This window comes from Kiloniella spongiae (assembly GCF_001026905.1).
Classification (GTDB): Bacteria; Pseudomonadota; Alphaproteobacteria; order Kiloniellales; family Kiloniellaceae; genus Kiloniella; species Kiloniella spongiae.
This window is the reverse complement of the sequence record NZ_LAQL01000012.1, coordinates 1-23,203: the sequence shown is the minus strand read 5'-3', so window position 1 is coordinate 23,203 and position 23,203 is coordinate 1. Positions and strand designations below refer to the sequence as shown.

Genomic DNA, 23,203 nt, shown 5'->3' with positions numbered 1-23,203 from the left:
GAAGAGGCGTACATAATGTCAGATGCAACACTGAAAAGTTCACAGTTTCGTAAAGAACGTGAAGCGTCGTGGAAAGAGCTTCAAGATCTGGTGGAAAAAATAGAAAAGAAAGGCGTCAAATCGTTGGATGCGGAACAATTGATGCGTCTTCCAAATCTCTATCGCTTTACACTTTCCTCTCTATCCGTTGCACGAGGTGTTTCGTTAGATCGAAATTTACTTGAATATCTCGAACTTCTGTCAACAAGGGCTTACTTTTGTATCTATGGAGTACATGCCAGTTTTGGGGGAACTGTTTTTAAGTTTCTGTTTGAAGAATTACCCGCGGCTGTTTGGAGTGCACGTTGGCGTGTTCTCTTGACGACTATTATAATGCTTGTTGCCGCACTTATTGCCTATTATCTGACTATCACGAATGAAGAGTGGTATTACACGATTGTAAGCGATGGTATGTCCAGTGGGCGTACGCCTGCCAGCGCAACAGAAGATTTACGCAAAGGTTTATATGACGGTGCTGACATTGAAGCACATGAATTAAATGTTTTTGCGTCGTCTTTGTTCTCGCACAATTCATCTGTGGGCATGTTCTCTTTTGCACTCGGGTTTGCCCTTGGGGTGCCAACAATTGTTCTGATTTTTTACAATGGCCTAACCTTGGGATCATTTGTTGCCCTTTATAGCAGCCGTGGTTTGGGGGTGGATGTTGCTGGCTGGTTGTCTATTCATGGAACGACCGAACTACTGGCAATTATTCTTTGTGGGGCAGGTGGACTTGGTCTTGCCAAGGGAATGATAATACCGGGGAACAAATCCAGGCTTTCAAATCTTGCGCACGAGGGACGTCAAGCCGCTAAGATTGTTATTGGGGCCGTCCTCATGCTTTTGATTGCAGCAATACTCGAAGGCTTTGGACGTCAATGGATAACAGATACGTCCACACGCTTTCTTATTGGTAGTTCTATGCTGACATTCTGGGGGGTGTATTTTGGCTATTGGGGGCGTAAAATATGCAACAGACAGTGACGCCTCCTTCTTCCCGAACACCTTCCTCAAAGGTGCCTGGATCAAAGAAAAAGAAGATCAAGACTAAAGCCCAACAAGAGAAAAGCCATTGGCGGCGTGTGATTACCCCCGAAGGTGTTCCCGTCAACTTTCAATTGGCTTCCCGTGGAGATCGCTTGGCGGCGGTTTTGCTGGATCTAATGATTGTTTATGGGGTGCCGATATTAATTATTCTTGGATTTGTTTTTTCTAAGCTTTGGGAAAATTTTCTGGAAAATGAAGAGTTCATCTATGTTCTTTATTCCATAGTCACTGTTCTTTTGTTTCTTTGGTATAATTTTTACTTCAGTTTCTTTGAAATAAAATGGCAGGGACGAACTCCGGGCAAGCGTGCCTTGGGCATCCGGGTTGTTGATCGCAAGGGCGGACAATTGAAACCAGATGCCGTTTTTGCTCGCAACTTGATGCGCGAACTGGAACTCTTTTTGCCGATTTCGATGCTTTTTTCCCCCGTTTCCTCCGGATATGAAGGGATTATCAGTCTCTTGATTTGGATCTGGCTCGGCGTTTTTCTTTTTCTGCCCTTTTTTAATAAAGACCGCTTGAGAGCAGGGGACATGATTGCCGGAACTTGGGTTGTAAAGATACCAAAAACAAATCTGCTGGGTGATATCGTTCAAGATAAAGATACTCTCGGAGTTGCAACCCAAAAAATCTCAAGGAGTACAGGACAAGTGGATCTGTACAGATTCTCGGATGAGCAGGTTGATGCCTATGGCATATATGAGCTGCAAACTTTGGAAGAACTGCTGAGAAAACCAGAGGTTGCCCCAAAAACAATCAAAGAAGTCACCGAACGAATAAAAGCAAAAATTAAATGGGTTGAACCACCGAAGACTGAAACGTCTTCATTCTATTGGAAAAACCACAAAGGAACGAACACACAAAGTGATAAGGCATTTCTTAAAGCCTATTACGCCGCGCTGCGTAAGAGGCTTGAAGCCAAGATGCTCTTTGGTGTCCGCCGGGAAAATAAACATGATAAATGATAATGATGTTACTCCAGAAAATAACTGGAGAAATGGTTCTTTAAATCTGGGTAAAATTTTAAAGGACAGTTTTGTCGTTTTTTTCTCTGATAAGCTTTGATCGTTTATAGCTTTGGCTTTTTTCTTTAAAGCCCCGTTTATTTTATGGACTTTATCCGCAGGTGATTATCAATTAGATGCTGTCAATCTTACTATAGATAGAGATTGGTATGAGTATTTAGGGTCTTTGTTCTCGTATTTATTACCATCATTTTTAGCTGAAGCAGCTGTTGTTTATGGTGTTTTTTTATACATCTCGGGAAAGAAAATATCTGTTTGGGAGTGTGGACTAAATAGTCTGTCCAATCTCATGCCGATTTTGGTGGTTGGGACAATTACGATATTTTTGTTTTATCTGGGGCTTGTGCTTTTGATTGTTCCTGGGGTGTATGTAGCGGTTTTATTGGCTGTTGTTATTCCTGTGATCGTTGTCGAGCAACCGGGTATTATTGGTAGCTTAAAGCGCAGTAGTGAATTATCACGGGGCAGTCGCTGGCCTCTTGCGGGACTATTCTTCATTTCTGTGCTGGTGACAGCTTGTTTTCCTATTCTTACCGAATATGTAACTTCTTTTTTCGATGGACTGATTTCTACACCTCTTCTGTTTATCGTTGAGCAACTAATAGATTCTGTCGTCTTTGCATATTTTTTTGTTGTGTCTGCATTTACCTATGTTGAATTGCGTCAGCTACAGGAAGGTCCAACAAAAGAGCAGGTGGCTTCTATTTTTGAATGATTTCAAAGAATAAGAATTGATTGAAGTTAATTATATGCTGGGATAATGTTTTTCGAGTTCTAATTTTAAAAGATATATTATTATCTGAGGGGGTAATATGAGTAATTTGAATGAGAATGTTGTTGGCCAATTTAATGTTGGCAACACGTTAGGCACTACGTTTAGTGTTTTCCTGAAACGTTTTATTCCATTAAACCTTTTGGTGTTGATTTTTCAATTACCGATGCTGATCTGGTCTGTTTCTTCCGGTCTATTCACAGCCAGTGTTGAAAACCCGGAAACTGTGTTTAATGATTTTGGTAACCAGTTCGTATGGATTATGATAGTTTCAACAATCCTGTCGTTTGCCTCTGCAGCTGCCGTTGTTTACGGGGTTTTTCTGGATATCACAGGACGCAATATTAGTATTGGCGAGTGTCTTTCAAAAAGCCTAAGTGTTCTGGTTCCAGTGATTTTATCCGGCCTTATAGCTTACATTGCTATTCTTATTGGTACTGTATTGCTGATTGTTCCTGGGATCTTTGCGGCTATATGCTTTTTTGTTGTGATACCTGTTGTGGTCGTCGAACGTCCGGGTGTCTTTGCAAGCCTTGGGCGAAGCGCAGATCTTACCAAAGGCAACCGCTGGTCTATCCTGGGGCTTTTCCTGATCATCATGGTCATTGCCATTGTTCTTGGATTTATTAGTAACTTTATCACGATTTTCTTTGTTAGTACGAGCTTGAATGTGTTTGCGATTGTTATCTCGACCGTGGTGCAGGTTATTACAACAACCTTCTTCCTGATTGTTAGTGCTGTGACATACAACAACCTACGCAATAGCAAAGAAGGCGTTTCTTCAAATGAAATTGCCTCTGTCTTCGATTAAGATATTAATCAGTTAGATTAAATGAAAAAGCCGGAGCGATTTCGTTTCCGGCTTTTTCTTTATGTAATGGTAAATTCTTGTTATGCAGAATAACAATTCAAATGAGACGGCAGAAAAATGTCAACACAGCACGCATCGCATAAACAGGTAATCAATCGCCTCAAGCGGGCGCATGGTCATATGCATAAGATTATGGAAATGCTGGAAGATGAACGATCTTGTGTTGAAGTTGCGCAGCAGTTATATGCTGTCGAGAAAGCCGTAATCAAAGCCAAGAGGCTCTTAATCCATGACCATATTGATCATTGTTTGGGGCAGGGAGATCAAGATAGCCAATCAGTCCAAACTCTGGATGAGTTGAAAGAGATCACGAAGTATCTCTAAAGCTGTTTCTTTTTCAGATGATAGGTCAGCGCCAGAGAAATACAATGCTGTAGCGCGTGTGTTGCGAGGTTATCTTTTTCGTTGAATAGGATTGCCCTGTTACCGCTGTATGTAAACTCGGTTGGATAGAGTTCGCGAAACTGATCAAGAAGATTGGTCTGGCAATGAACATAGAGAGCGTATTGTCCTTGATTTTCTCTGACTTGATCAATGCGAATTGTTGTACCGCTTTTAGATTTTGCGGTCAGAAAGCTTGGTTGTCCCCATTTTAGGGCTTCCTCTATAGGACCAACTGCCGGAATACTGGCTGCTGTATCCAGTATCATTTCTCTGAGGTTGAGAAGCTTTTCACGTATGGCGGCAGGATATTTGTCATACGCCGGAACGACGATATCTGGCAGGGGACTGGAAGTCATTCTTTTCAGACCTGAAATACTTGTTCTTTGTAAGTTGTAATAATCCAACAATTCCATATAGAAAAGTGCTGAGGGTATCGGAGGTTAGTCTAGCCCATACCCTCAAGTTATTCTATCCAGTCTTTATTTCTTTGCTATTTCAGCAAGATAAGCCTTGATAGCACCCTCCATTCCGTAGATCAGGGCATCTGCGGTGAGGGCATGTCCAATCGATACTTCGTCTGTCCAGGGAATGGCCTGTAAAAAATGAGCGAGGTTATCCAGATTTAGATCGTGCCCCGCATTGACGCCAAGGCCAGCATCGCGTGCAGCAATCGCCGTATTTTTGTACTTGGAAAGTACCTGTTCGCGGTCATCTCTGTAGAAGCATTCGTAGTAGGGACCCGTATAAAGCTCGACCCGGTCAGCTCCTATTTCTGCCGCAGCAAGGGCAACATCGGGATCGTGATCAATAAAAACGGATACGCGTGCATTTTGTGCGTGAAGCCGATCAACAATTTCTTTGAGCCTGTCTTTGTTGTTGCGGATATCCCATCCATGATCAGATGTATTCTGATCCGGATCGTCAGGAACCAATGTTACTTGTTCAGGTTTTGTATCGGCGACGAGCTCCATGAATTCTTCGGTTGGATTACCTTCGATGTTGAATTCGATGGAGGCAGCATATTCTTCCCGTAACATTTTGGAAAGGTCGTATACATCCGACTTTCGTGTATGCCTTTGATCGGGCCTCGGATGGACTGTTATCCCGCCTGCACCAGCGGCCAAGGCGATCTTCGCCATTCCTGTGACGCTTGGATAGTCAATATCACGTTGGTTACGTAGCAGGGCGATTTTGTTTAGATTGATGCTCAGAACAGTCATAATTTCCTCATATTGTTACGGTAACAATATAAATTGTTGTGATTTTATATAGAATAATGTTCTTATTATTGTTCTAGTCAATAAAAACATTGTTGGGGTAACAATGTGGGTTCCACAAAAGCTTGATCCAAAACTATCCGTCTATCGCGCCATAACTGATTGTTTGGCGCTTGATATTGAACAAGGGCGTCTTACCGAAGGGGAGAAACTCCCTCCAATGCGTGACCTTGCCGATGAACTCAGTGTTACGGTTGGAACAGTTCTACGCGCTTATGATCTTGCGGAACAACGGGGCTTACTTGTTAAACAAACCGGCCGGGGAAGTTTTGTTCGCGCTCACAGAGATCATGAGCAATCTAAGCAGGATGCGCTGGATGAAACTGGGGCTGTTGATCTAAGCAGAAATACGCCGCCCTTTATTAATCTGGAAGCACAGTTGCGGCGGTCGTTGATCGAGATTGGCAAGGATAGCAATCTTGATGGCATGCTTGAATACGGCCAAAGTCAGGGACTACTTCGTCACCGCGAAGTTTTATGTGAATGGCTTGGTGGGCGCGGCTTCAAAGCTAACCCTGAACGTTTGATCATCACAGGGGGGGCGCAACAGGCACTAACTGCAGCTTTGGGGGCACTAACATCCCCCGGAGATACGGTGTTGGTGGAAGAACTTTCTTATCCTGGTATCAAGAACTATGCACGTTTCTTTGGTATTAATCTTGTCCCCGTTGCACTGGACGAAGGTGGCTTGCTTCCACAATCCGTGGAACAGGCTTGTCTCAGAAATTCGGTCAAAGCTCTTTATTGCATGCCATTTGCCCATAATCCGACCACGGCAACGATGTCTGAGGCACGGATTGCTGAAATAGCAAAAATGGCAGATCAATATGGTTTTTTTGTTATTGAGGACGATGTTAATCCGCGTAGCCCAAAGTCAGATTTCAAGCCAATAGCAGCTTATAACCCCGAACGTACTGTTTATATCAGCAGTCTGTCGAAAACTATTTCTCCTGGATTACGGGTCGGTACCTTAATGCCGCCGCAAGGATTGTTATCTCAGTTCCTGGCTGCGAGCCAAACAACCAGTTGGATGGCGCCGCCCCTTATGGCCGAGGTTGCGTGTCATTGGATTAAAGATGGAACCGCTAGTGAACTTGAAGTACAGCGGAACGCCATAACGGCCAACTTACTTAAACAGGCCGAGGACTGTCTCGGAAATATTTCGTACCGCTATAATGATGCGACCTCACATCTCTGGATACCTCTGAATGACACATGGAAGGCAGAAGAGTTCGCTGAGACGCTTGGATTACGTGGGGTTCGGGTTTCGCCTTCAAGTATCTTCGCTGTCGATCCGGTTTCAGCACCATCCGGGGTGCGTATCAATCTGACCAACATAGACAATGCCCTTTTAAAACAGTCCCTAACCGCTGTTGTCGGGCTTCTAAACAGTATGCCCCAGGCGACTAAATTTCAGATGTAACTGATGGTGTGGTTGGGTATGAATAGTTTGACGAAAACTTGAAAATACATTAATTAACTTTTAGGTTAATTTTCTTTTTGGTTAAGCTATGGATAATCTAAGCGATACATTTTTTGCGTTATCAGACCCCACACGGCGGGCCATTTTATTGCGGCTGTCGAAGGGGGAGGCAACTGTCGGTGAACTGGCGATGCCTTTTGAGATGTCTGCACCTGCTATTACAAAACATCTCAAGATACTCGAAGGTTCCGGGCTTATCCGCAAAGAGAAGGATGGTCAGTTGCGCCGCTGTATTTTGCAGGAAAAGCCTTTGAAAGGCGCTGTTGAGTGGTTGGGACATTATAGTCACTTTTGGGAAGGCAGTTTCGCGCAGCTTGATGACACTTTGAAAGCAATGGTGGCTGGAGATAACGCTGAAGAGGACGCGAAGTAAATGGCCGAACATAAAGGTTTAGATTATCTATCTGATACAACCACTTCTGATTTATCATTGGAAATTACGCGCCGTTTTGCTGCGCCCAGAACAATGGTTTTTAAAGCGCTAACCCAACCTGAGATTTTTAAAATTTGGTGGGGACCCAAAGGATGTGATTGCAGTCTCTGTGAGATTGACCTGCGTGTAGGTGGGAAATGGACAACGACGCTTGAGAATACAGGTGGAGATTGCTCTTCTAAACAAGTTGGCGGTATTTACACTGAGATAGAGGATCCTTCCAAGCTGGTCTTCACCTGGGCCTGGATTGGAGAGGGCGGAATTCGCGGGCATGAGACAGAAGTGACAATCTTACTTCATGACGAGGGTGAAAAAACCTTGATGGAATTTTCCCAAAAGATCTTTGCTGATGCAGAACAGTGCGATCAGCATCGTCAGGGATGGGAGAGTTCATATAGCTGTCTTGATGAAGTTCTTGCCAAAAAATAAAGCTAACCACTTGGCGTTTGTAACGCGGTAAATATACTGAAAAAGATAAGAAGGAAAAAGAAATGGGATGTCCCGTTGTACACTTTGAGATTATTTCTGAAGACGCAGAAAAGGCGCAAGCCTTTTACGGAGACCTTTTCGGCTGGGACATTGATGCTGAAAACCCGATGAATTACGGCATGGTTGATACAGAGAGTGACGAAAAGGGGATTAACGGTGGCATCGGCGAAGATATGGCTGACACAGGCGGTCACCTGACTTTTTACGTTGAAGTGCCTTCAGTCGATGAAACGCTAAAACTAGCTGTTGAAAAGGGGGGGACCATTGTTCTGGAAGCTATGGATATTCCCGGTGGTCCAACGATAGGTCTCTTTAATGATCCGGACGGGCGTCGAGTTGGGCTTGTTGAAGCTTAATTCTCTAGCTGAATAGTTACTGAAAGCTCTGTCATGTTTGGTAGAGCTTTTTTATGGAAAAGATTATTTAGTATAATTTTACTTATTTGGAGTAATCTATAAATAGGGATAACGATTTATAGAGCGCCGGATGAAGTTATCTATCTTCTTTGTTGTGTTATTTCATAGTCTTGTATGGGCTATAACATCCCAATCTAAAGAAGTGAAATTGGTTACGGGGCTTGATTATGCTCCCTATGCAAGCCCTGATTCTCTCAATGGTGGCGTAATTACAGAAATTGTATCTCTTGTTTTCTCAGAAATTGGTTATCAGTCAACACTTGGGTTTTATCCGTGGAACCGTGCTCTGAAGCGGGTTGATCGTTTAAAAAGTGATGCGACCTTCCCCTATGCACACACCAAAGAACGTGCTGAGAAGTTTTATTTTTCGCACCCTGTACATAAAATTAAGCTAAGCATTTTTCAAAAACGTGGACAAGCAAGGCCTTTTGCTAAACCTGAAGATTTAATCGGTCTAATCAACTGTGAACCCTTGGGATATAAGACGGAAATTGAGCTTGTTGATTTGATAGAAACAAGACAGATCGAGCGTTTCAGTGCTGAAAGTGTTGATGGTTGTTTGGAAAGATTAGCATCCGGGCCTGCTGACTTTGTTGTCATGAGTCCCTCGGTTGCCTGGGCGGCAGCAGATCGATTGTGGAAAGATGAGGCCCAGAACGTACTTTCGGAATCTGAGATTCCCTTAAACATTTCAACCGAACATCTTATTATTTCTAAAAAACACCCACACGGACTGGGCATGATTGAGGCATTTAATGCTAAGTTTCTTCAGTTACTTGACAGCGGCGCGATAAAGGAAGTTTGGATCAAGCACCTTGGGAAAGATTCAACTCCGCTGATGTAGAGGGGTTAGGCGCTACATTCTTTTATTTTCAGTTTGGAACGTTCAAGCTGCACACGAGTATTCTCGTCAGGTAAAAGATCGGTCACCATAAGGTCGAGGTCTTTGAATGAAGCGACTTTTACGTTTGCAGGCCTATTCCACTTTGTATTATCCGCGACAAGAATCTTTTTACGGCTATTTTCCAAAATGGACTGAGTGACGTAGGCTTCATCAGGCTTGAAATCCATCATGCCATAACTGGGGTCCAGCCCGCCTGTACCGACAATGGCGTAGTCGGCTTTGAACGAGGAAAAGAAACGGATGGTTTCAACACCGACCAGATCGTGATCGCTTTGTCTTAGGCGTCCACCCGAGACATGTGTGTCAATATTTTCGTTATTGCAGAGAATAGCAGCAGCTTTGAGATTATTTGTCAGAACTCGTAAGTTTTGATATTTCAGCAGAGCATTGGCAACAGACCCAACTGTTGTCCCTATGCCGAGAAAAATAGTTGAACCATCCGGTATCTGATCTGCAACTGCTTGGGCTATTTCATCTTTGTTTTTAGCGTTCATGACCTGTCTTGTGTTGAAGGACAGGTTCTCAATCGCAGAAGGTAAGCAGACACCACCATGCACACGTCTGAGCAATCCGGTTTCACAAAGGGCGTTTATATCCTTGCGAATGGTTTGGGTACTTAACTGAAAATGGTTGGACAGGTCTTCAATGCTCAGGGCATCTTCACGACTGGTCCATTCCAGTATTTGATTTTGTCTCTCGCTCAGACGCATAGTTAAGTGATGTCCGCTTTTTTCGGCCAATATTTTCCGGTCAGTAAGGAAGCTAGATCAAACGATTACCTGTTTCTTTATTGAAAACAAGTGCGTTGCTGTGATCGTAGCTAAGTTTGATTGTGTCACCAATGGATGGTTCTTGATCCTGATTGAGACGCAAACATAGTTCGAGATCATCACCATCCTCATTTTTGGCCCCTTCAAGAGATCCGTAAATAAGGTTATCTGCACCATGTTGTTCAACAAGGTCAATTTTCATTGTTAATTTACCCTGATCGTCAATGCGGAGGTGTTCCGGCCGCAATCCAAGGACAAGTTCTTCAGCTATGGGTAAACCTTCAAATCCCCCAATTTCTAAGGAACCTGATTTCAGGAACTTTCCGTCGTATTGAACTAAAAGCAGGTTTACTTGTGGCGATCCAATAAAGCTGGCGACAAAAAGTGTTTTAGGATCTTTGTAAAGCTCTATAGGTTTCCCCATCTGCTCTATCTGACCATTGTTTATCACCGCGAGACGATCAGCCAATGTCATGGCTTCTGTTTGATCGTGGGTAACGTAAATACTGGTGACACCCATTTTGCGTTGAAGTTTTTTGATCTCAATGCGCATTTGTACACGAAGCTTTGCATCAAGGTTACTTAAGGGTTCGTCAAAGAGGAACACCTTTGGATTTCTGACAATTGCACGGCCCATGGCAACACGTTGTCTCTGACCACCAGAAAGCTGGTTCGGTTGCCTGTCCAAAAAATCTTCAATATGAAGTGTCTTTGCTGCAGCAATGACTTTCTGTTCGATTTCTTCTTTGGAATCTCCGCGGTTTTTCAAGCCATAAGACATGTTGCCGCGAACGGTCATGTGCGGATAAAGCGCGTAGTTCTGGAAAACCATTGCCACGTTACGTTCCGCCGGGGAGACATCATTGATCCGATTTTCATCAATAAAAAGATCGCCCTCGGTAACTGTCTCAAGTCCTGCGACCATGCGTAACAGAGTTGATTTACCACAACCACTTGGGCCGACGAATACGATAAATTCACCGTCGGCAATTTCCATGTTAACGCCTCTGACAGCGTGAGCGCCGTTTGAGTACACTTTATTAACATTGGTGAGCTTAACTTCGGCCATTATTTTTCACTTTCTACCAAACCTTTAACAAACCAGCTCTGGAACACCAGCACCACAATCACAGGGGGCAGGGTGGCCAGAATGGTCAGGGCATACGCTTTTTGGAATTGAGGGAGTTCTCCGCCCTCTGACAATACCTGGTAAATCTGCTTGATGCCGATGACCAAGGTGTAATTGTCTTCATTTGTTGTCATGATCAAGGGCCATAGATACTGGTTCCACCCAACTACAAACATGATGATCAGGATTGCAGCGATCATCGTTTTGGAAATGGGGATCAGAATATCAATGAAGAACTGCCATGCATTTGCACCATCCAGTCGCGCTGCTTCCAAAAGCTCTTCAGGGACTGATTTATAAAATTGACGGAAATAGAATGTTCCGGTTGCAGAGGCAATGAGCGGCAGGATCAACCCTGTGTGGGTATCCAGCAAGCCCATACCTGCAACAACTTCATAGGACGGGATAATTCTGACCTCGAGCGGTAAGAGGAGTGTCATGAATATGATCCAGAACAACGGTGTAGCCAGTCTAAATCTGAAATAGACAATGGCGTAAGCGGCCAGGGTTGATATCACGACCTTACCAATGGCAAAACCAATCCCCAATAGCAAACTGTTCCAGAGCATCATGCTGGCGGTGACACGTTTCATCACGCCGCCTTCGACAAACAGAACTTCATTGTAATTTTCGAAAAAGTGGCCGCCGGGCCATGCTTGAAGGCCTTCTCTGAATAATGTTTCAGCGGAATGGGTTGATGACATAAAGGCAACCCAAACGGGCGCTGTCATGAAAATTGCACCGAGAATAAGGATCAAATGTCCCGAGATCGCATGCCAACTAAGTTTCAACATTCTGATCCCTCCTAGTAATGAACTTTACGTTCAATGAAACGGAACTGGATAACCGTCAAAGCCAGAACCATAAGCATCAAAACAACTGATTGAGCAGATGAGCCACCGAGATCGTTTCCTCGGAAGCCATCTGTGAAAACTTTGTACACAAGTGTACTTGTTGAGCCGCCCGGTGCGCCACCTGTCGTGGTGTCAATAATGCCAAAGGTTTCAAAGAAAGCGTATGTGATGTTAATCACAACAAGGAAGAAGGTTGTTGGTGCCAGAAGCGGGAACGTCATGGTCCAAAACCGGCGTAAATTACTTTTACAGTCGATTGTTGCTGCTTCGAGGACAGATTTCGGGATGCTCTGAAGACCTGACAGGAAGAAGATAAAGTTGACGCTAACCTGCTTCCAGACAGCGATGAGGATAACAACAAAACCAGCATCGAATGAATCAAGTTTATGGTTGAAATCCCAGCCCATGGCATTGAGGAAATAATAAAGATCACCGATCAAGGGGTTAAACATCAGATTGCCCATCAAGCCAGCCACTGGCGGCGCGATGGCATAGGCCCACATTAGCAAAGTTTTATAGGTTCTTGCTCCTTGTATCACCTCGTTCGCCTTTACTGCCAATAACATGGCAAGGGCGAGGGACAGGAATGTGACTAAAAAGGAAAACACAAGGGTAAAGCCTGCGGACTGAAGCCAGGCATCCGTCAGGATTGTATCTTTATAATTTTTAAACCAGACAAACTGTGAAGAGAGGCCAAAAGCATCTTCCAGTAAAAATGATTGATAGATGGCCTGAGCAGCTGGCCACAGAAAAAATATACAAATGATAATAATTTGTGGAGCGATAAACAGATAGGGTATCGGGCTGTGGCTAAATTGAACTCGTTTCATAGCAGAAAGCGCGCTCCATATTCGTCGATAATAAACATCGTAAAACTATGGGCGACGGTCATTCAGACCGCCGCCCATAACCAAGTCTTAGTTATAGGTCGCGTTAAAGCGCTCTAGCAGATCGTTGCTTTCTTCTTCGATTTTAGCGAAAGCATCGTCAACAGATAATTTTCCTGCGAAAATATCATCGAAGTGTTTGTAGAGAACTTCACGGATCTGAACGTAATAACCAAGGCGATAACCTTTTGTCCAGTCACCACCAGGCTGGTTTAGCTGAAGGATACCGATTTCAGCGTCTGGCGTTGTTTCGTAGTAACCATCATTTTTTGCAAGGTCATAAGCTGCATTGGTAATCGGAACATAACCAGTTTCTTTGTGCCAGAAATATTGCATTTCCGGGCTGGTCAGGAACTTCATGAAGTCTGCAACGCCTTTGTACTCTTCGTCGTCATGACCTGACATTGCAAAAAGGGCAGCGCCACCGATGAAAGTACCTTTTGGCTCATCTACGATTGATTTCCAATATGGCAGGAAAGAACCGCCGAACTCAAATTCAGCACTCTTTGTCAGACCACCAAAAGATCCTGATGAACCGAGCCACATAGCTGTTTTTTTCTGGATGAATGCATCCTGGTTGTCACCCCATGCACGGCCATAATAACCGTACCAGCCTTTGTCGAGCCATTCTTTGACTTTACCCCAGTGCATTTTCAGTTCCGGGTTGTTGTACATGATTTTTACATCAGTACTGTCATAGCCGTTGTTTGCTGTTGCCATTTGTAGATTGTGACGGCTGTGGAAGTTTTCAGTGAAAATCCATGGGCTGTGACTTTGCGCAAGGGCAATGTAGCCAGCTTCTTTTAACTTGGGAGCGATTGCTTCAAACTCTTCCCAAGTTTTTGGCGGGGTTGCAATGCCAGCTTTTTTGAAAGCTTCTTTGTTATAATACAGCAAAGGAGTGGAAGAGTTGAACGGCATGCCGATCATCTTGCCGTCGGAATCAGCATAGAAGTTACGCACACCAGCGAGGTAATCTTCTTTGTTGAAGCCTGCACCGTGTTCAGCCATCAGGTCGGCAACAGCAATGGTTGCACCTTTGGCATTGATGATTGTTGCAGCACCGGCATCAAAAATCTGGAGAATATGTGGTTGTTGCTTGGCACGGAATGCCGCAATACCAGCTGTCATTGTGTCTTCGTAACCACCTTTATAGGTCGGTACGAGTTTGTATTCGCTTTGGCTTGCGTTGTATTTGACAGCAATTTCATCAACAACTTCGCCTAGGCGACCGCCCATAGCGTGCCACCATTGAACTTCAGTCGCAGCATTTGCCACGCTGATTGTTGCCAGGCACGAAAATGCGCCAATGGCCGTAAGAGTACGTTTTAACATAGAGATAACTCCCTGAAGGTAAAGCATCGAAAGAATATATTAGACCCGTTGTTTCGGGTTCATTTGAACCATTTATAGCCTTCATATGAAACTATAACTACAAAAATTGGTCAAATAAAAGACAAAATCTCCATCCCAGTGTTTTCTAAGGGTTTTATGTGTTGAATCGGTGTTTACTTATGGTTGATCTTGTTTTTTACATCTATCTTTTGGTGAATAATTGGTATCAGGCTACTATTGATAGTGGACTTATTGTTGTTGATTCTGTCTATATTACAAGATGGCAGTAAGTTATCTTTCCTAACTAAAGATATGATATAGTCTTGTAGGAAATTGTTCGTCTAATTTTAAGATTTGAATTTGAGAATTGAATTTCATGAAAATATTGATCGCAATGTTTCAAAAGGCATTGTTTTTTTTCTCGATCTGTTTTTTATCTCTTAATGTTGCGTCATCTGTTACTGCCAATGATGAGTTACGCAAGAAATTTGATGAAGCGCTCTCTGTCTGGGAGCTGGCGCTCTATGAAAAAACACAGGATCTGGAGCGGGGGAATCTTTCCCAAAGTGATTTTGAGGATATTCGTGACGATCTTGACCATGTTCGTATTGAAGCAAGAGAGTTTATTTCACAATTACAGCCAATACAAAGCCAACTGACAAAGCAATTAAAAGGTCTTGGACCTATCCCGGAGCAAAATCAAACGCCCGAGACCGAGCAAATTGTTATGATCAGGCAAACCCTTGAAACCGAACTTTCGGTTGTCAGTAGTCAGATCAAGCAGGCTGAATTGATTTCCCCCCGGGTGGATGAACTTGTCGGGCGATTTAACAAGATCGAAAGGCAGCGTTTTGTAAATGAAGTGTTTAGCAGGGGGCCTGTGCCTATTTCCCGTTCATTATGGGGCGAAGCTTTTGAATTAAGTGGAACAGACTGGGAAGTCTTTTTTCTTCAACTGGAATTGGCGCTGAACACAGCAGGGCAGAAAATCGAGTGGGAAGAAATAATCCCTTTGTGGGTTATTGTTCTCGCTGCTGCTTTTGTTTCTTCGTTGTTATTGCGTGTGATGAGGCGACGCTATGGGGTGCAAGAAAGTATCGTGCGTCCTGACTATCACAAAAGAGTATTAGCGGCGTCTTTGAATGCGTTAAGGCGGGCATTGATACCTGTCACACTCTTAACGTTGGTTACGGGTACTTTGGTGTGGGGTAAAATCCTGGACCCTGAGATAGAGCAAATGGTCGAAGCCATTATTCTCGGCTTGCTTTTTATTACGATTGCAGAAGCAATAACCAAGGCAACGCTGTTTCCAGTACGTTCTTCCTGGCGTGTTCTGGCTATGGCGATCCCTGCTGCTCAACAGGTCCGTATTATTGCTATTATTATTGCCTTCATCTTTTCGATTGATCTGTTAATCCGTGTCGTAAATGAAATTGTACCCGCTTCTGCCAGTCAGCACCTTTTGGGGAGTTTCTTTACAGCAACGGCGATGGCTGTGCTCGTGATCCTGTTACACAGGAAAAGTTTATGGAAACTTGCGGGAGAAGTACCAGAAGAGATTAGTCGCGTTTCGCGGCTGTGGTCGCGATTTCGGAAGGTGATTGTCGCCTTTATGTCAATTATGATTGCTGCGGCCTTTATTGGCTTTATTCCCATGGCACATTTCGCAGTTTTCAACCTTGTTGCAACTTTGGAACTTTTTCTGTTGTTGCTGTTGATACATGTGATCGTGCATGAAGTCGCGCACTATGAATTGTCGGGAAAGGCAGATATCGGGCGCAGTCTTAGAAATATTCTATCACTGGATGATGACGGGGCCGATCGACTTGGTTTCTGGATTGTGTTGTGCGTTGGCTGTGCCCTGGTTGTATTGGGTGTCATTGGAATTCTATTGATTTGGGGCATGAGCGGGCAGCGCCTTTTGGGCATTATTCAGGCGGGATTGACCGGATTTGAAATTGGGGAAGTCAGGATATCATTTATTGATATCGCCGTTGCAGGGATGCTGTTTATCGGCATGCTCGCGCTCACGAAAGTTTTTGCAAAGCTACTCGATGAGCGTCTTCTGCCAAAAACAAAACTTGATGCTGGGGTTCGTGATGCCATTAAAGCATCTGTTGGGTATGCGGGGCTGGGGCTTGCCGTTCTGATCGGTGTTTCTGCTGCGGGGCTTGATCTATCCAATATTGCCATTGTTGCCGGTGCGCTTTCAGTCGGTATTGGCTTTGGCTTGCAATCCATCGTGAATAATTTTGTATCAGGTTTAATTTTGATATTTGAGCGGCCGATCAAACAAGGGGATTGGGTTGTTGTTGGAAATGAAGAGGGGCATGTCAAAAAGATCAAGGTTCGGGCGACTGAAATAGAAACCTTTGATCGTGCATCCGTTATTATCCCGAACTCTGACCTTATTTCGGGGACAATGAAAAACTGGACTCATAAGAGCAAACTTGGTCGATTGGAACTGCGTATCGGTGTTTCGTATGATGTTGATGAAGAGAAGGTCAGGGATATTTTAACCAAGATTGCAACAGAGCACTCGGGGGTTCTTCCTCGTCCAGAACCTTACGTACTTTTCATGGATTTTGGCGCGAGCTCGTTGGATTTTGAACTCAGGTGTTTCCTGAAAGATATTGAAAATAAAATGAGTATTGCCAGTGATCTCAGGTTTTCTATCCGCAAGGCCTTTCAAGAAGCGGGCATCGAGATACCTTTCCCGCAACAGGATGTTTATATCAAGCAGATCCCAAGTGGCGTAAAATCAATAGACGAGTTCGAAAAAGAAGATGAGGTTAGGGCTGAAGACCCAGAGACAGAAAAATCTACTGAAGAGAAAAACATCGATAAGAAGCCGGAGTAAGTAATATTTTCATCAGAAAGCGCAAAAAATTGGGTTTTTTGTGGTTATGTCAGGTTATTTCTTGAAATGAAGTTGTTTGAGCGTCATAAAGGGTATGAATTTATCTTTTGGGGTTATTATGTCTGCTTCGTCTCGCCAACAAGAAATACTACGGGCAATTCGCTTGAAAGGCACCTGTGCCATATCTGAAATTGCGACGTCTCTTTCTGTTTCGGAAGAAACAATCAGGCGTGATATCAAGCCGATGGTTGCCAAAGGCCTCGTGATTAAGACCCATGGCAAGGTCACCATGCCGGATGATATCAAAGAACCGCCGTTCCATATGCGTATGCAGGAAAATATGGACGCCAAGGTAAAGGTTGCCACGGCGGTTTCCCGAATGATCGAAGATGGTGAAACGGTATTCTTGCATCCCGGATCGACGACCAACTACGTTGCGAGAGCGTTGTGCGACCACAGCGATCTGGTGATTTTAACAAACTCGGCTGAAATTTCCCGCACACTGGTAAGCGGTGAAGGCAACGAAGTTTATATGGCTGGTGGCCTGTTGCGTACGGATGATGCTGCTTCTGTCGGGCCAACAGCAATTGAATTTATCAAGACCTTTCAGGTGAAAACCGCTGTCTTTTCTATCGGGGCGGTTAACCCCAACGGATTGATGGACTTTCGTCTTAGTGAGAAAGAGTTTTGCCAGGCTGTAATGGAACGCTCTGAGCGTGTGATCGTTGCTGTTGATCACACAAAGTTCGAGCGCAAAGGCATTGTTCATATTTCCGATCTGGGCGACATGGATCTTTTGGTAACGGACAGAGAGCCACCGCAAGAGCTTCAGGACGCACTGAAAGAAGCCGAGGTCGAGACGTTAATTGCTACTTAGGCTAATTGCCAGAATGTAATGATTAAAGTGACCCAGAATATAGTGATTAACGAGACATGGCTTCGCGCCACTTGTCTGATAGCCTCATTCCCCAATAAATACCCTGTGCTGCCAGTGGCCCGAATATACCGCCATTCCATTCCAGCTCAAACGCTTTGAAAAGTTTATGTCGATCAGATGCTTTTGTTATACCCTCGGCAACAAGACGCCCCCCGATAGGCGCTGTGTTCATCCCGTGCCCGCCAAAAGCGGTGCAGGACCAAACGCCGGGTCTTAGTTCACCGATGTAGGGCATTTTATGACGGGCATAGGCCATCAAACCCGTCCAGGCCATTTCAATTTTTACGCCCGACAATTCCGGATAAACGTTTGTAATGTCCTGTTTCAACAGTTGAGCCAAACGTTTGGGTTGGCTTGTTCTTGTCGTAATCCTGCCGCCCCAGAGTAAACGGTCTTCATCAACGATGCGGTAATAGTCTGATGCCTGACGATCATCGAGGATTGCAGCGCTGGTCTTCACCAGATCATGAACGCGCGTTCCCAACTTTTCGGTGACAACAACGTAGGTTGCGATGGGCAGCAAGGCACGCCTGAGGCGGTCAAATACATTACCGGAATAGCCACCGCCACAGAGAACCACGTCTTTTGCTTTTATCGTACCGCTTGCTGTTTTTATTTCTTTGATCGAACCATCGAGTTTCATTTCAGTGGCTTCGGTCTCTTCAAAGATGAGGCCACCTTTATTTGTGATTGCCTGTGCGATCCCCAGACAATAATTCAGCGGGTGAAAATGAAATGCGCCCTTGTCAAAATTACCCTGATAGTAGCGGGCGGTCTTGAATTTTTCCTGAAGGTCATCGCGGGATAAATAGTCCAGCGGATAGTTGTATTGCTCTGCCATATAATCGCAGTGTTTTTTCATACCATCGGGATCGTTATAGCGTATGACGGATAACATGCCGGGGCTTGGGTTTACATTTTCCAGTTTTAGGTCATCGATATTTTTTCGAACCATATCGACGCCTTCCAGTGACAAGGCAAAAACGTTGCGTGCCTTATCAATGCCCAGCCGTTTTTTAACAATGTCCTGACCGCCTGCAAAACCGCAAGAAACAAAGCCACCATTGCGCCCAGATGCACCCCATGCAACTCGGTTGGATTCCAGGATAACTACAGACTTTCCTTTGTTGAGAAGCTCCAACGCACAACTTAATCCAGCCAGACCACCACCGACGATGCAAACGTCTGTTTCCAGATTTTGTGTCAGGGAAGGGTAGGGGGAATGTTCAATTGTCGTTCGGCTGTAATAGGTATCAGGATAAGTCATGTTGTTACTTGTTCGTTGATTGAAGCCTGAGGTGTAAATCGCAGAAGATTAAAAATAGGGGTTAAAGCCACTCGTCTTTAATTTGGTAGAAGGCATAGGCAGCTTTTAGATATTGCAAACGTAGCGCAGGCAACGGAAACTTATTGAAGCGTTTTGTAAAGACACTTGGTAGCTTGCTATCCGTTCTGTCTCCGGCAATCTCGTCAGCCAGCGCTTTTCCGGCCCAACCGGACATGGCGACCCCATTGCCGTGATAGGCAAGTGAAGCCCATGCCGTTTTATCTTTATTTATGGGGCCGATATAGGGAACGAGATCATTGGAAAGGCAAATAAAACCCTGCCAAAAGTGAGTGTGCTCAATATGCGCCCAAGCAGGGAAGAGTGCTTCAAAGTCTTCTCTTACGCGCTTTTCGGCCAGCTTTTCACCACTGGCGGAGCTATCTGTACCCCCGCGACCACCGAATAGGAAACGTCCATCAGGGAGTAATCTAAAATAATGGAGCAAGATCCGGCTGTCATAAACCGTTGTTGTGTTGCTCCAGCCCTGATCTTGTTGTTCCTGTTCACTTAATGGGCGTGTTATCAGAATGGACGACAGCGCCGGGAGCAATTTTCCGGCTGCATTCGAGGACAGGTTTTCTGCGGTATAGCCATTTGTCGCCATGATGACGTGGTTGGCTTTCACAATGCCCTGTGGGGTATGAAGGTGGTGACCATCGATATGTTTTTCCCATTTGGTGACAGGGCTGTTACCAAAGATCTCAATACCGTTGTCGCGCAAAAGGCGGGCCAGTCCTCTGGCATATTTGAGCGGATGAAGGCCAAATCCGGTCGGGTTATGCAGGCCGCCGTGAAAGTCACCCGACAGACCGATTTCAGCTAACTGGGCCGGGGCAAGAAGATAACTATTGTGATCAAAAGTTTTGCTTAGGAATTCCTGTTCCTGCCGCAGGTCATCCATACGGTTGGCCTTATGGGCCAGCTCAATCTCACCATTGCCCGTTACATCGGCATCGATGTTATGGGTTTCCAAAAAAGATTTCACGAAAGCAACAGACTGCTTTTGAGCCTCAAAGAAATCTTTTGTGGCATCCAGCCCGTAACGACGGATCATCTGTTGATAACTGAGTTTCGTAGATCCCATACAGCAAAAACCACCATTACGTCCCGAAGCACCCCAACCGGGTTGGGCAGCATCAAAGACCTTTACATCAATCTGGTACTTTGTCGCCAGACGATAGGCGGCCATCATCCCTGTGTACCCACTGCCGATAACCGCAACTTCGCACTTGGTATCTTCAGTCAGGCTGGGGAAATCCTCTAACGCAGGTGCCGTATCCCGCCAATAGCTGGGAGCATGATTTTGAGCAGAGAAAGCGTGCGTATCATAAAGATATTTCATGGCGAGCGACGAACTTTTTAAAAGAAGGCGAAGGATGAGTACTTTGTTTTTGTGTATTCCATGTCAGGAAGATCACTTGGTCAAGGCAAAATGATCGTTATGCATTTAAAATTACGGCTGATAATTACGAGATGTAACAAACTGTAATCATCCATCCCAAACCACAATATTAGCTATTATAAATCAGGTTATGATTTTTGCTGCTTTGTATCAGATATGGGAAACATATGTCTATTTCTGAATGACCATTTGATGTGTTTGTAATCGTTTCAGTTGCCTCTCATCTCGCAGCAAAGCTTAGACTTATTTAAGTGTAGAAAGCAGTTTTCACGTTTATTTCACTCATTCACTGTGTTTGTAATATGGTTAAATACATACTTAATTCATAACAAATCCTACAATTCTTGTCGTAAGCGAAGAATATGTAGTGGCGATAAAACGCCGTTTCGAATTCATTTTAGAATTCAGTCGATTTTACTATTTCTGAGTAACCATGTGAAAAGAATATAGAAAATGAGTGCCCATGAAATTGAAAAAAACCTTGTTCCAACCAACTTGATAAAAACAAATTATAAAGATTACCTGCTTGAAGAAGAACTTAAGGGTAATTTTTACATGCAAAATAATTATTCTCAATACAAGTTTCCCGATTACAACGATATGTATAAGTCCGTGATTTCTGGTAGTTCCGGTAACGATTACCTGGTCGGCGGTGATGGTAACGACACTATCAACGGCTTCGGCGGTAATGATCATCTGCGTGGTGGTGGTGGTGACGACATTCTCATTGGCGGAACAGGTAACGATATTCTCAATGGTGGCGATGGTAACGACTGGCTCTTAGGGGGTGATGGTGACGACTTTATTCATGGCCTAGATGGTGACGACATTCTCATTGGTGGTGAGGATAACGACTATCTTGATGGCGGTGCAGATAACGATCATGTCAATGGCGGCAACGGCGACGACCATCTCCGTGGCGATGGCGGTGATGACACACTCTTAGGGGGAGGTGGTGACGATCTTCTTGATGGCGGTGATGGTATCGATATTCTCGATGGTGGGCGTGATAACGACAGAATTTATGGCGGTCACGGTAACGACAGGCTATATGGTGATTTCGGGGATGATGAACTCTATGGCGGTGATGGTGACGACAGGCTCGATGGTGGTGGCGGTAATGATCACCTGCATGGTGGTTATGGTAACGACACTATCAATGGCGGTGGTGGTAGGGATCTTCTCCGGGGTGATGACGGTGTCGACTGGCTCGAGGGTGGTTCCGGTAACGACAGGCTTGAAGGCGGTTTAGGTGACGACTATCTCTTTGGGGATATCGGTGATGACTTTCTCGATGGCGGTCTGGGTAATGATTATCTTGATGGCGGTTCGGGGCGCGACGTTCTCATCGGCGGTTTTGGGAATGATGTTCTTCTAGGCGGTTCCGAAGACGATATTCTCTCTGGCGATCTGGGTGACGACAGGCTCGAAGGTGGTGCTGGTAAAGACAGACTCACTGGTGGTTATGGTAACGACAAGCTATATGGCGGTGACGATGACGATTATCTTCATGGTGGTTCTGGTCGTGACGAACTCTATGGCGGTGATGGTGATGACGAACTTATTGGTGATTACGGTAACGACTTTCTCTCAGGTGGTTCCGGTAACGATAAAATTTATGGTAATGATGGTAACAACATTCTCCTAGGAGGCTCCGGTTCCGACAGGTTATATGGCGGTGACGATAATGACTATCTTCTAGGTGGTTCCGATAACGATTTCCTCTATGGACGTGATGGTAATGATAGGCTCGAAGGCAATGCTGGTAATGACATTCTTCGTGGCGGTTCTGGTAATGACAGGCTCTCTGGCGGTGACGGTAACGACTATCTTTCTGGAGGTGATGGTATCGATGCGTTTGTGTTTTATGGCACGACAACTGGTAGTCATGACTATATCCGCGATTTTAACCAGAACGAAGGCGATGTACTTGAGCTCAGAGATTTAATAGATGATGGAAGCCTGGCAGGGGCCAGTAACAATGCGGAACTGGCAACTGCATTAGATCGCTTCCTTGATATTTCCTATGATGGATCAAACACACTTTTAACAATCGATCTGAATGGTTCTGCAGTTGGATCTGATGGTTTTATTATCGAGCTCGGGAATCTCGACCTTCTTAGCGGAAGATCAGAGATCGCGACTATTCAGTCACTACTCGAAACAGAAAATTTGGAAATTCATTCGTAATTAATAATGACGTAGTTGGCTTTTACCATGCCCTGTGAGGTGTGAAGATGGTGACCATCGAACATGTTTTTCCCACTTGGTGACAGGGCTGTTGCCAAAGATCTCAATACCACCGTCACGCAAAAGGCGGGCAAGCCCTCTGGCATATTTTAGTGATGAAGACCAAACCCGGTCGGGGTTATGCAGACCACCGTGAAAGTCACCCGACAGACCGATTTCAGCTAACTGGGCCGGGGCAAGGACATAAGTGTTGTGATCAAAGGTTTTGCCGAGAAATTCCTGTTCCTGCCGCAGGTCATCCATACGGTTTGCTTTATGGGCCAGTTCTATCTCTCCGCTGCCCATAACATCAGCATCGGTGTTATGGGTTTC

General features: G+C 44.7%; 23 protein-coding genes. 13 read left to right on the top strand and 10 right to left on the bottom strand.

Annotated elements, in window-relative coordinates; all coding sequences use genetic code 11:
• Nucleotides 1-15 precede the first annotated feature (15 nt).
• From WH96_RS16440 to WH96_RS16420, 5 genes are all read left to right on the top strand, one after another.
• Nucleotides 16-1,023, top strand: a complete 1,008-nt coding sequence (locus WH96_RS16440; protein ID WP_047765313.1) for a stage II sporulation protein M — start codon at nt 16-18, stop codon at nt 1,021-1,023.
• The gene (locus WH96_RS16435; RefSeq protein ID WP_053006050.1) at nt 1,008-2,051 is read left to right on the top strand and encodes an RDD family protein; all 1,044 of its coding nucleotides are present in this window, start codon (nt 1,008-1,010) and stop codon (nt 2,049-2,051) included. The genes WH96_RS16440 and WH96_RS16435 overlap by 16 nt, the downstream gene beginning before the upstream one ends.
• Nucleotides 2,052-2,163: 112 nt before the next feature.
• The gene (locus tag WH96_RS22015; RefSeq protein ID WP_156176834.1) at nt 2,164-2,826 is read left to right on the top strand and encodes a hypothetical protein; all 663 of its coding nucleotides are present in this window, start codon (nt 2,164-2,166) and stop codon (nt 2,824-2,826) included.
• A gap of 97 nt (nt 2,827-2,923) precedes the next feature.
• Nucleotides 2,924-3,694 carry a hypothetical protein gene (locus tag WH96_RS16425; protein WP_047765311.1) on the top strand — a complete coding sequence of 257 codons (771 nt, stop codon included), beginning with the start codon at nt 2,924-2,926 and terminating at the stop codon, nt 3,692-3,694.
• Between the two features lie 117 nt (nt 3,695-3,811).
• Complete coding sequence (locus WH96_RS16420) at nt 3,812-4,078, top strand: metal-sensing transcriptional repressor (RefSeq protein WP_047765310.1); 267 nt, start codon at nt 3,812-3,814, stop codon at nt 4,076-4,078.
• Here the strand turns inward: WH96_RS16420 and WH96_RS16415 are convergent.
• Nucleotides 4,075-4,494: a DUF1801 domain-containing protein gene (locus WH96_RS16415; protein WP_047765352.1), complete on the bottom strand. Its 420-nt coding sequence runs from the start codon at nt 4,492-4,494 to the stop codon at nt 4,075-4,077. The two genes, WH96_RS16420 and WH96_RS16415, sit on opposite strands and share 4 nt — an antisense overlap.
• 123 nt (nt 4,495-4,617) lie before the next feature.
• A complete protein-coding gene (locus WH96_RS16410; protein ID WP_047765309.1) occupies nt 4,618-5,358 on the bottom strand; it encodes a pyridoxine 5'-phosphate synthase in 741 nt (246 codons plus the stop codon).
• A gap of 103 nt (nt 5,359-5,461) precedes the next feature.
• Here WH96_RS16410 and WH96_RS16405 point away from each other — a divergent pair, with 103 nt between their 5' ends.
• From WH96_RS16405 to WH96_RS16385, 5 genes are all read left to right on the top strand, one after another.
• Entirely contained in the window at nt 5,462-6,838 is a 1,377-nt protein-coding gene (locus tag WH96_RS16405; RefSeq protein WP_053006048.1) for an aminotransferase-like domain-containing protein, read from the top strand.
• Between the two features lie 88 nt (nt 6,839-6,926).
• The gene (locus WH96_RS16400) at nt 6,927-7,271 is read left to right on the top strand and encodes an ArsR/SmtB family transcription factor (protein ID WP_047765308.1); all 345 of its coding nucleotides are present in this window, start codon (nt 6,927-6,929) and stop codon (nt 7,269-7,271) included.
• On the top strand, nt 7,272-7,760 hold the full coding sequence (locus WH96_RS16395) for an SRPBCC family protein (RefSeq protein ID WP_047765307.1): 489 nt from the start codon (nt 7,272-7,274) through the stop codon (nt 7,758-7,760).
• A 62-nt stretch (nt 7,761-7,822) separates the two neighbouring features.
• Entirely contained in the window at nt 7,823-8,176 is a 354-nt protein-coding gene (locus tag WH96_RS16390; RefSeq protein WP_047765306.1) for a VOC family protein, read from the top strand.
• 130 nt (nt 8,177-8,306) lie between these two features.
• Nucleotides 8,307-9,080, top strand: a complete 774-nt coding sequence (locus WH96_RS16385) for a substrate-binding periplasmic protein (protein ID WP_047765305.1) — start codon at nt 8,307-8,309, stop codon at nt 9,078-9,080.
• Nucleotides 9,081-9,085: 5 nt separating this feature from the next.
• On the opposite strand, the gene WH96_RS16380 is transcribed toward WH96_RS16385, so the two are convergent.
• The 5 genes from WH96_RS16380 to WH96_RS16360 form a co-directional block, all read right to left on the bottom strand.
• Nucleotides 9,086-9,880, bottom strand: coding sequence for a DeoR/GlpR family DNA-binding transcription regulator (locus tag WH96_RS16380; protein ID WP_218045075.1), 795 nt, complete (start codon nt 9,878-9,880; stop codon nt 9,086-9,088).
• Between the two features lie 22 nt (nt 9,881-9,902).
• Nucleotides 9,903-10,979 (bottom strand): sn-glycerol-3-phosphate ABC transporter ATP-binding protein UgpC, encoded by a 1,077-nt coding sequence (gene ugpC, locus WH96_RS16375; RefSeq protein WP_047765303.1) that lies wholly within the window; start codon nt 10,977-10,979, stop codon nt 9,903-9,905.
• Nucleotides 10,979-11,833, bottom strand: coding sequence for an ABC transporter permease subunit (locus WH96_RS16370; RefSeq protein ID WP_047765302.1), 855 nt, complete (start codon nt 11,831-11,833; stop codon nt 10,979-10,981). The genes ugpC and WH96_RS16370 overlap by 1 nt, the downstream gene beginning before the upstream one ends.
• A gap of 11 nt (nt 11,834-11,844) precedes the next feature.
• Nucleotides 11,845-12,723, bottom strand: a complete 879-nt coding sequence (locus tag WH96_RS16365; RefSeq protein ID WP_047765301.1) for an ABC transporter permease subunit — start codon at nt 12,721-12,723, stop codon at nt 11,845-11,847.
• A gap of 87 nt (nt 12,724-12,810) precedes the next feature.
• The gene (locus WH96_RS16360) at nt 12,811-14,115 is read right to left on the bottom strand and encodes an extracellular solute-binding protein (RefSeq protein ID WP_047765300.1); all 1,305 of its coding nucleotides are present in this window, start codon (nt 14,113-14,115) and stop codon (nt 12,811-12,813) included.
• 376 nt (nt 14,116-14,491) lie between these two features.
• Here WH96_RS16360 and WH96_RS16355 point away from each other — a divergent pair, with 376 nt between their 5' ends.
• Nucleotides 14,492-16,975 (top strand): DUF3772 domain-containing protein, encoded by a 2,484-nt coding sequence (locus tag WH96_RS16355; RefSeq protein ID WP_047765299.1) that lies wholly within the window; start codon nt 14,492-14,494, stop codon nt 16,973-16,975.
• Between the two features lie 118 nt (nt 16,976-17,093).
• Nucleotides 17,094-17,852, top strand: a complete 759-nt coding sequence (locus WH96_RS16350) for a DeoR/GlpR family DNA-binding transcription regulator (protein ID WP_047765350.1) — start codon at nt 17,094-17,096, stop codon at nt 17,850-17,852.
• A gap of 46 nt (nt 17,853-17,898) precedes the next feature.
• On the opposite strand, the gene WH96_RS16345 is transcribed toward WH96_RS16350, so the two are convergent.
• Entirely contained in the window at nt 17,899-19,179 is a 1,281-nt protein-coding gene (locus WH96_RS16345; RefSeq protein WP_047765298.1) for an NAD(P)/FAD-dependent oxidoreductase, read from the bottom strand.
• Between the two features lie 61 nt (nt 19,180-19,240).
• Nucleotides 19,241-20,581, bottom strand: a complete 1,341-nt coding sequence (locus tag WH96_RS16340; protein ID WP_047765297.1) for an NAD(P)/FAD-dependent oxidoreductase — start codon at nt 20,579-20,581, stop codon at nt 19,241-19,243.
• Between the two features lie 513 nt (nt 20,582-21,094).
• On the opposite strand from WH96_RS16340, the gene WH96_RS22680 reads away from it, so the two are divergent.
• Complete coding sequence (locus WH96_RS22680) at nt 21,095-22,831, top strand: calcium-binding protein (protein WP_053006044.1); 1,737 nt, start codon at nt 21,095-21,097, stop codon at nt 22,829-22,831.
• Here WH96_RS22680 and WH96_RS16330 read toward each other — a convergent pair.
• Nucleotides 22,832-23,203, bottom strand: a 372-nt coding sequence (locus WH96_RS16330) for an FAD-dependent oxidoreductase (protein WP_047765296.1), incomplete at its 5' end; no start/stop codon positions are given. It lies immediately after the preceding gene.

Coding starts and splice junctions, on each gene's coding strand:
- WH96_RS16385 (WP_047765305.1), top strand. CDS start 8,307: ATGAAGTTATCTATCTTCTTTGTTGTGTTATTTCATAGTCTTGTATGG.
- WH96_RS16405 (WP_053006048.1), top strand. CDS start 5,462: ATGTGGGTTCCACAAAAGCTTGATCCAAAACTATCCGTCTATCGCGCC.
- ugpC (WP_047765303.1), bottom strand. CDS start 10,979: ATGGCCGAAGTTAAGCTCACCAATGTTAATAAAGTGTACTCAAACGGC.
- WH96_RS16395 (WP_047765307.1), top strand. CDS start 7,272: ATGGCCGAACATAAAGGTTTAGATTATCTATCTGATACAACCACTTCT.
- WH96_RS16360 (WP_047765300.1), bottom strand. CDS start 14,115: ATGTTAAAACGTACTCTTACGGCCATTGGCGCATTTTCGTGCCTGGCA.
- WH96_RS16415 (WP_047765352.1), bottom strand. CDS start 4,494: ATGACTTCCAGTCCCCTGCCAGATATCGTCGTTCCGGCGTATGACAAA.
- WH96_RS16345 (WP_047765298.1), bottom strand. CDS start 19,179: ATGACTTATCCTGATACCTATTACAGCCGAACGACAATTGAACATTCC.
- WH96_RS16365 (WP_047765301.1), bottom strand. CDS start 12,723: ATGAAACGAGTTCAATTTAGCCACAGCCCGATACCCTATCTGTTTATC.
- WH96_RS16370 (WP_047765302.1), bottom strand. CDS start 11,833: ATGTTGAAACTTAGTTGGCATGCGATCTCGGGACATTTGATCCTTATT.
- WH96_RS16340 (WP_047765297.1), bottom strand. CDS start 20,581: ATGAAATATCTTTATGATACGCACGCTTTCTCTGCTCAAAATCATGCT.
- WH96_RS16400 (WP_047765308.1), top strand. CDS start 6,927: ATGGATAATCTAAGCGATACATTTTTTGCGTTATCAGACCCCACACGG.
- WH96_RS16440 (WP_047765313.1), top strand. CDS start 16: ATGTCAGATGCAACACTGAAAAGTTCACAGTTTCGTAAAGAACGTGAA.
- WH96_RS16350 (WP_047765350.1), top strand. CDS start 17,094: ATGTCTGCTTCGTCTCGCCAACAAGAAATACTACGGGCAATTCGCTTG.
- WH96_RS22680 (WP_053006044.1), top strand. CDS start 21,095: ATGAGTGCCCATGAAATTGAAAAAAACCTTGTTCCAACCAACTTGATA.
- WH96_RS16420 (WP_047765310.1), top strand. CDS start 3,812: ATGTCAACACAGCACGCATCGCATAAACAGGTAATCAATCGCCTCAAG.
- WH96_RS16410 (WP_047765309.1), bottom strand. CDS start 5,358: ATGACTGTTCTGAGCATCAATCTAAACAAAATCGCCCTGCTACGTAAC.
- WH96_RS16435 (WP_053006050.1), top strand. CDS start 1,008: ATGCAACAGACAGTGACGCCTCCTTCTTCCCGAACACCTTCCTCAAAG.
- WH96_RS16425 (WP_047765311.1), top strand. CDS start 2,924: ATGAGTAATTTGAATGAGAATGTTGTTGGCCAATTTAATGTTGGCAAC.
- WH96_RS16390 (WP_047765306.1), top strand. CDS start 7,823: ATGGGATGTCCCGTTGTACACTTTGAGATTATTTCTGAAGACGCAGAA.
- WH96_RS16355 (WP_047765299.1), top strand. CDS start 14,492: ATGAAAATATTGATCGCAATGTTTCAAAAGGCATTGTTTTTTTTCTCG.